The organism is Aerococcus sp. L_32 (genome assembly GCF_050689315.1).
In genome coordinates, this window is sequence record NZ_JBOEQF010001283.1 from 1 (window position 1) to 514 (window position 514).

Annotated in this window: 1 protein-coding gene; it reads right to left on the reverse strand. The window is 39.9% G+C overall.

The genetic code is table 11. From position 1 onward, the window contains the following. A partial coding sequence (locus ACRCJ0_RS19340; RefSeq protein WP_431391846.1) for a branched-chain amino acid ABC transporter permease occupies positions 1–514 on the reverse strand: 514 nt, incomplete at both ends.

The window sequence follows — 514 nt, forward strand, 5'->3', positions numbered from 1 at the left end:
CAAAATGAAGTAAACCGCAGCGTCACGCCAAGTAGATAAACCAATCATAGATACCATTGATTCAACCACACCGATTAAAATACCACCTAACATGGCACCAGGAATTGATCCGATACCACCTAAAACAGCCGCTACGAAAGCTTTAATACCTGGTGTTAGTCCCATAGTTGGCGAAATAGAATTATAGTAGATACCAACTAATACCCCACCAGCACCAGCTAAAGCCGATCCAATAGCGAAGGTAAAGGAAATGACATTATCTACTGAAATCCCCATTAAACGCGCTGCATCAGCATCTACAGATACTGCACGCATACCTTGACCCATTTTTGTTTGACGAACAATGTACTGTAGGGCAATCATCAAGATAATCGTTACAATGAAAATCACCACTTGTTGTGTTGAAATCGTAAATAAACCTAAATCCAGTGATAAGTTTGGTAATGATGTAGGGAAGGCACGTACTTCTGGTCCTACATAGTAGATCATAAAGTTTTGTAATAGGTAAGATACC